Origin of the sequence: Veillonella sp. CAG:933, from assembly GCF_000431435.1 — a bacterium.
Classification (GTDB): domain Bacteria; phylum Bacillota; class Negativicutes; order Veillonellales; family Veillonellaceae; genus Veillonella_A.
Genome location: NZ_HF986228.1, coordinates 1 through 7,781, shown reverse-complemented (window position 1 = coordinate 7,781; position 7,781 = coordinate 1). Strand labels below are relative to the sequence as shown.

Below are 7,781 nucleotides of genomic sequence, written 5' to 3'. Positions count from 1 at the left end.
GGCGGCTACCACGATTACAGCCGTAATCGGCGAAATGGTACGGAACGCACTGGCGATAAAATGCATCGGTAAAATCATGAGGGCTGCCGAAACGCCGGTGGACGCCGCAATGGACGGCACCAAGTTAGCAAAGGCGAAGAACGGAGCGTTCCCCGAGCCCATAACGATGGAGGAAATGCCGATGATGGATACCATTACGAGGGTAATGCCGATACCGCCGAAACCGGACGTTTTAGCCCAGTTGATGAGGGCATCGATGGTACCGATAGCCATGAGGCCTTTGGCAAAGAGTTCGCCGGCTACGATAAGGCTGACTACGTTTGCCATTTGGCGACCCATGCCGTCGAAGTAAACCTGTAAATCAGCAAGCGTAGACTTACCCTCAAAGGTACGTAAATATTGGAAAATCATGCCCACAGTCGTACCGATTAACATGGCCATGATAATGTTCATCTTAATCCAAGAAATCCAGAGACTGGAGAAGGATAAAATTAAAGCGAGCGGAATAATCGGTAAAATCGCATAGTATAAAGGTGCTTTAACTTCTTTTAAGTCTTCATTGGTCATTTTTTCTTCGTGAACTACAGCGTCCTGAGCCACTACAATATGACCATCTCGTTTATCCATGTATTTTTGTACAACATAATGAAGTATTGCAACTACCGGGAATACCCAAAGAGCTACCGGTACCTGATAGGAATGCCAGTATGTTACAGGATCGATGCCCGCCAGTTCAGCGGCAAAGATAGTCCCTGTATCACTTGGACTCCAGTCGAGACAAAGAGTCGTTGCGATGGCAGCCGTTGCGGACAACTTACTTACGCCTAACGCAATTAATACAGGATACATAGTAACCATTAATAACATGGCCAAACCGGAGGCACTGTTAATAGCAAGACCGATAATCATCCCTACTACCCAACAAGCACTGAGTACTAAATACGGGGATTTTAATTTTTTAAGCGGTTTAATTGTCAAGGTAACTAACGCACGGGATGCACCAATGTGGTCCATGTAACGGGCAAAACCGGCTACGGCCATGATATTAAGGCCTAATTTAGCAGCACGTTCACTGAATAAAATGCGAATGAGTTCATAAATATCAAAAATAAAGTTACCCGTTTGTTGTTTAGCACCAAGAATTGTGCCGTAACCCATCAAATAGGCTAATGCTAATAGTACCATACCACCGATGAATAAAACGGCTTGCGCTTTATATCGTTTGAATACTAAAGTACCAATCCAGAGAATGACAATTACCGAAATAATAATATTCACTTACTTACCTCCTCACTACTACAACGAACCTACTGACGGCTATCCCCCAATAACCGTAGACACAACCCGGTGACTTTTAGATATATAATTATAATAAATCATCACCGTTACACCTCACCAGCTACGCATCGCCTCCTACATGTACACGTATGTACTTTATAATTACCATCATTATATCATGTATTCTTTCATTTAAGTTATACATAATATGCAACAATCGAATTATATGTAAAAAGCGAGTACACTCAAAAGAGCATACTCGCTTAATAATTTACAGGTCATGCACTTTAAAACTTACATTATTGTAAGATTTTAAAGTACCTAGACTGACGTATTAATGTTTTTTATTCTTACCGGCACCGATGTTTTCAATTAAGATGAACAACATCGGGATAACGAAGATGCCGAATAAGGTAGCAGATGTCATACCGGCTACTACGGTAATACCAATGGATACACGGGCACCCGCACCGGCGCCGCTGGAGATTGCGAGCGGAATACAACCTAAGATGAACGCTAAGGACGTCATCAAGATAGGACGTAAACGAATCTTCGCCGCTTCGATAGCCGCATCGACAAAGCGCATGCCACGCTCATCAACACGAATCTTAGCATATTCGATAATCAAGATTGCATTCTTCGCCGCTAAGCCGACCAAGGTCAACAACCCGATCTGTAAATAAATATCGTTGGTTAAGCTATAAGCACCGGTTAAGTTCAATAACCAAGGAATTAAAGCTGCCCCTACGATACCGGACGGTACGGAGAACAATACGGCAAACGGTACTTTCCACGATTCATACAAGGCGGCCAATACGAGGAATACGAAGATAATCCCCATGCCTAAGATAAGAATCGTCTGGGAACCGGCTTTAACTTCTTCACGGCTTTGATCGGCCCAGTCATAGTCATAGCCCTGAGGTAACGTTTTCGCTGCTTCTTCAAGAGCTGCAATGGCATCACCGGAACTGTAACCGTCCGCTTCAGAACCACCGATTTTAACAGCCGGATAGTTGTTAAAACGAGTGATCGTCGAAGCCGATGTTGTGGATACAGCTTTAACATAGTTAGCTACCGGATACAAAGTACCACTACTGTTAGCTACATAGATATTGTTGTTATTTTCCGGTGAAACACGGTAATCCTGGCTGGCTTGAATAACAACCTTATAAGTCTTACCGAACTGGTTAAAGTCATTAACCTGGATCGAACCGTAATAACCTTGCAAGGTCGTAAAGATATCAGACACACTCACACCATCTTGAGCCGCTTTATCACGGTTAATATCAAAATTATAAGTTGGTGTGCTATCAGTAAAGGTCGTGTAGATAGAACCAAATACCGGTTGTTTACGAGCTTCACTTAAGAAGTCATTAACAACGGTTGCCATTTCAGCTGTGGAATCCCCTGCCTTATTGATAATATACATGGAGAAACCACCGGAGTTACCTAACCCCGGAATTGGTGGTGGGTTCAACGGTAAAATAGTCGCTTCCGGAACGGTAGCGGCATAGCCCATTAATTTACCGATTTTGCTGTTAACATCCTGTCCGGCCCCTTTACGTTGGCTCCAATCGGATAAGGTAGCAAACATCAAACCGCCGCTTGATTTTTGAGCACTAGCTAAAATATCGAAACCGGCAATCCCTGCTTTATCGACAATATCCGGATCTTCACTCATGAAGCCCTGCACTTTATCGAGCACGGCAATCGTACGGGATAAAGTAGCCCCTTCCGGCAAGTTTACGGCTACCATGTAATAACCGTTATCTTCCGGTGGTACGAAAGCGGATGGCAATACGCGGAACACACCTGCGGAAACCAAGGCAAACGCCAATAAAGCAGCCACAGTAATCCATAAGTGTTTAGCCAAGCGAGCTAACTGATACCCGTACCAATCACTGAAACGTTCCAAGGCATCGTTAAATTTATTAAGTCCACGATGCAACAAGTTTTCATGTTCCTGCGGTACATGTGGTTTTAACATCATGGAACAAAGTGCCGGCGTCAAGGTTAACGCTACGAACGCAGAAATGGCAACAGATACGGCAATGGTCAAGGCGAACTGTTTGTAAAGAATACCTGTCATACCGCCCATGAAGGATACCGGCACGAATACGGACGCCAATACGAAAGCGATACCGACAACCGGACCTTGTACGTTTTTCATAGCTGCAATCGTTGCGTCATGAGGCGTCAAACCATTGACTTTAATTTCGTATTCAACCGCTTCAATAACAACGATGGCGTCATCGACTACAAGCCCTATAGCAAGTACCATCGCGAACAAGGTCAACGTATTGATGGTAAAGCCTAATACTTCAAACGCCGCGAAGGTACCAAGCAAGGATACCGGTACGGCAATCATCGGAATCAATGTGGAGCGCCAGGACTGTAAGAAGATATATACAATCAAAGCTACCAAAATCAACGCTTCTACGAAGGTCTGAACTACTTCTTCGATGGACGCAATAACGAAGTTCGTATTATCTACGATAACCGTATATTCAACGCCCGGTGGTAAACTATCTTTTTGTTTTTCCAGAACTTGCTTTACTTGACCGATTGTTTCAATCGCATTCGCATCACTTGTTAAAGATACGGTAAACACAGCCATTGGACGGCCATCACTCTTGGCATTAAAACCATAATCTTCAGAGCCAAGTTGGATAGTAGCCACATCTTTTAAGCGCAGCAAATTACCGTTGCTATCTGTTTTAATAACGATATTACCGAATTCCTGAGGCGTAATTAAACGGCCTTGAATGGAAATGTTACGATTAATTTGCTGTGTACTAGGCGTTGGATCGGTACCTAAAGAACCGGCTGCCGCCTGTCTATTCTGTGCGGAAATAGCACTGGTTACTTGAGCAATCGTTACATTATGCTGAGCCATTTTACTTGGATCGAGCCAAACGCGCATAGCAAAGTCAGCGCCGAATTCCTGCACACTACCAACACCTTTAATGGATTTAATTTCATCCATCATGTAGTTGGATGCATAGTTTTTTAAGAATGTCTGGTCATATGAATCAGCATCATTAGATTTCAACGCAAATACCAAGGACATATCGCCGGTAGATTTAGTTGTAATAACACCGACACTTTGTACTTCCGACGGTAAGGAAGCTAAGGCACGCTGTACACGGTTTTGAGTATTTACCGTATCCATATCCGCATCGGTACCCTGATTAAATTGGACTGTCAAAGAGTAACTGCCGCTGTTGCTACTGGTTGATGTCATGTAGTCCATATCTTGAACCCCTACGATTTGGGATTCGATTACGGACGCTACCGTATCACTTACAACGTCTGCAGATGCCCCGACGTAACTAGTCGTTACATGAACCTGTGGCGGTGTTATCTCCGGATAACGCGCAATCGGCAAGGTTAACATTGACACAAGGCCGACAATCGTAATAATCAAGGACAAAACGATGGCAAAGATAGGTCGGTTAATAAAAAATTTCGACACAGTATCCCCCCTTATTTCGTCTTTTCAATCTGGTCTTTAGTCAACGCCGTAGGGTTAACTGTTACACCGTTACGAATCTTGGTTAAGCCGTCAACAACAACCGTTGTCCCCGGTTTTATACCACTCTTAACAATTGTATAAATACCCTGAGTACCGCTTGTTTCAACCGGAGTCTGAGTAACTTTACCGTTTTCATCAACCGTAAATACGAAGGATTTATCGAGTACATACGTAATAGCTTTAGTAGGAACTAAGATAGCATCTTTAATAATATCCCCGGGAGAAACAACAGACGCATACATATTAGGTAATAACATATGCTGTGGATTTGGGAAGGACGCTTTAAACATCAACTGACCGGATGTGCTGTCGAGGTTTTTGGCGGCCTGCACCAACGTACCGGTGTACTGATAAATAGAACCGTCAGATAAACGAAGCTGTAATGATACATTAGCCAAATTCTGACCTTGCTTATTCTTCATGAAGTCAAGATATTCAGCTTCACTCATGGCAAATTCTACATATACAGGATCTACTGTATTAATAGTAACTAAAGTAGTGCTGCCGGCAGTTACATAAGCACCTAAATCGACATCATCCATTTCTAAGGTACCGTCAAACGGTGCATAAATAACTGTATCCTGCAAATTATCCTGAGCAATACGAACAGCTGCATCATTAGCCGCTAAAGCAGCTTTTTGCTGTTCCGTCGTGCTGGCTTGGGTATCCAAAGTCTGACGAGCAATGGCATCTTCATTAGCTAATTGCTGATAACGCTGCAAATCGCGTTCCGCATTTAAATAGGATGCATTGGACGATGCTGCATTAGCCTGAGCACTGGCTAAATTAGCTTCATACTGACGGGAATCCAAACGGAATAAAGGCTGGCCTTTAACAACCTGTTCGCCGCCATTAACATACTTCTCTACAACGTGACCGGAAACACGCGCATGAATGGCTGTACTATTCTGCGATGTAACGGTACCGTTAAAGGACGTTGCAATCTGTGTATCGGTGGCCACAATTTTATATGTGTTGACTGCAACTGCCTGTTGTTGCGCTTCTTCCTTACCGCAACCGGCAACCACCAGCATCATCGCCAACCCGGCTACAATGCCACCCAATAATCGAAACTTACTCATTCTTATCCTCCTCATTCAAAATACCATGCAATATTAAGTTCATAGCCTCTGACAAAAGCTCTTTGCAATCTTCCAGGTTAGCTAGACTATCGTAAAATACTATGCGTAAAACACCTTTAAACATAAGTATTAATACATCAATATCCACATCTTTAATAACACCTAATCGTTGTTGTTCTTTTAAAAAGTTCCCCAGTAACTCCCAATCTTTTTCAGCTGTACGCATTACTTGGTCTACCAACGATGGCACCGAGGCAAACATAAGTCGATAATGACCGCCGCTGATTGTCGCATACAAATCAGATTTAACCGTAAAATAGCGTTTGAGCTTAGTAACCGTATCCAAGTTGTCATCTTCTAAAATCTGCTTATGCAAATTATAAAAGTCCTGACTCTTGTCGAATAAAATACGCTCAATGATTTCATTCTTGGAATGAAAATTTTCATACAAAGTACGCTTACTAATATTAAGGCGCTTAGCCAAGTCATCCATACGAAATGACGAGCCATGTAACTCTATTTCGGCTACAGCCGCATCAAGAATTCGTTGTTTCATTGTCGCCTCCTCCATCAACATTCACACTGTAATTCCACATACACATAATGAATCACTTCCACACACTAAAATAGAAAAATAAGCAATCATTACACTATACTGCTTACCCTGTTTATAAGGATAATCACTACACTATAACAATCACTACATAACCGTACTTACCACAGTTCTGACATACTTTGCAGATTCTAAAGTAAACACTATATAAAAAATTGATAAGCATTACACATTACCAACATTTTTATTCTAAAAATGCTTTCAATTCAACTTATATAAAACTAATGAAAACCGAACTGAAAACTCTAGTACCACGTTTCAGTTTATCGAAAAAATATAATTTTGTCAATAATTATTATACTATATCCTACTATATTTTTCGATATAATAAAAACCCCTTTGTTTTAAAGTTAGCTTGGTCATAAATGCTGTTGTAAACAACATTACCGAGCACCTAAAACAAAGAGGTTTTATTAATTAAATATACTTTTCAGGATCAAGTTCACCGGTCATACGATTTCGTAAGTCACGGCGAGCCACTTCCATAATCCAAAGCCACCAAAGATGACCGAATAATTCAGACAAGTTTTCATCAAATGGGATTTCTGCCAATGGCGGTACCAAGCCCATAAGCGGCATTACGATTACATGAGCAAATAAATACACAAAGAAACCGAACACACATCCTTGCCACATTTTAATGCGTGGCCAATATTCAGCGATTACGCAATACATAATACCAAATACAATGGAGAATAAAACATGCACAATAAATACATCAAGCGGTAACTGAACACCGGAGAATGTATAGGATAAATCAGGCATATGTAACATATCCAACACAACTTTTGGCGGTGTTACACGAGACATGGCGTCAACCGGCCAGAAAATATCAGGATTACGCGGTGGAAAAGGCACTTCCCAACCCCACTTAGCAATGGCACCGATAATGCCGACTATAATACCGATTAAAACAGACAATCCTACACGACGTCTGCTTGGTTCTGTGATGTAGTTAAAACCTACTTTCATCACAAAGCCCCCTTTCTCTTGCAAATACTACTTTAATAATAGTATTTTAGCACTTTACTGATTAAAACGCCATTAAAAACGCTCAAATAAATTCAAATTCAATCAAATTTTTATATGTCAATTAAAGACATGAATAAAAATCATAATTAAAATGCATTTAAGTTTACCGATTTTTGAACAAAAATATAAAAACAGTTTACTTGAATTATGAGTAAGTTGACAGAATTACTATTGAATGTATCCAAATATAGGTGCCCATAATAAGTAAGATGGTTCTATAATTTATTTTGGGGCGCTAAAG

The 7,781-nt window shown here is 41.4% G+C and carries 5 protein-coding genes; all 5 read right to left on the bottom strand.

The genetic code is table 11. The features are described 5' to 3' along the window. Positions 1 to 1,278, bottom strand: a 1,278-nt coding sequence (dcuC, locus tag QZL64_RS11425; RefSeq protein WP_296309587.1) for a C4-dicarboxylate transporter DcuC, incomplete at its 3' end; no start/stop codon positions are given. Between the two features lie 334 nt (positions 1,279 to 1,612). Beyond that, positions 1,613 to 4,753 (bottom strand): efflux RND transporter permease subunit, encoded by a 3,141-nt coding sequence (locus QZL64_RS11420; protein WP_021842108.1) that lies wholly within the window; start codon positions 4,751 to 4,753, stop codon positions 1,613 to 1,615. Between the two features lie 11 nt (positions 4,754 to 4,764). Further along, the gene (locus QZL64_RS11415; RefSeq protein WP_021842107.1) at positions 4,765 to 5,895 is read right to left on the bottom strand and encodes an efflux RND transporter periplasmic adaptor subunit; all 1,131 of its coding nucleotides are present in this window, start codon (positions 5,893 to 5,895) and stop codon (positions 4,765 to 4,767) included. Next, positions 5,888 to 6,451, bottom strand: a complete 564-nt coding sequence (locus QZL64_RS11410; protein ID WP_021842106.1) for a TetR/AcrR family transcriptional regulator — start codon at positions 6,449 to 6,451, stop codon at positions 5,888 to 5,890. The genes QZL64_RS11415 and QZL64_RS11410 overlap by 8 nt, the downstream gene beginning before the upstream one ends. A gap of 474 nt (positions 6,452 to 6,925) precedes the next feature. Further along, a complete protein-coding gene (locus QZL64_RS11405) occupies positions 6,926 to 7,480 on the bottom strand; it encodes a YagU family protein (RefSeq protein WP_021842105.1) in 555 nt (184 codons plus the stop codon). Positions 7,481 to 7,781 lie beyond the last annotated feature (301 nt).

What these genes read in the sequence shown, in the direction of transcription:
- QZL64_RS11410 (WP_021842106.1), bottom strand. Translation starts at nt 6,451, where the DNA reads ATGAAACAACGAATTCTTGATGCGGCTGTAGCCGAAATAGAGTTACAT.
- QZL64_RS11405 (WP_021842105.1), bottom strand. Translation starts at nt 7,480, where the DNA reads ATGAAAGTAGGTTTTAACTACATCACAGAACCAAGCAGACGTCGTGTA.
- QZL64_RS11415 (WP_021842107.1), bottom strand. Translation starts at nt 5,895, where the DNA reads ATGAGTAAGTTTCGATTATTGGGTGGCATTGTAGCCGGGTTGGCGATG.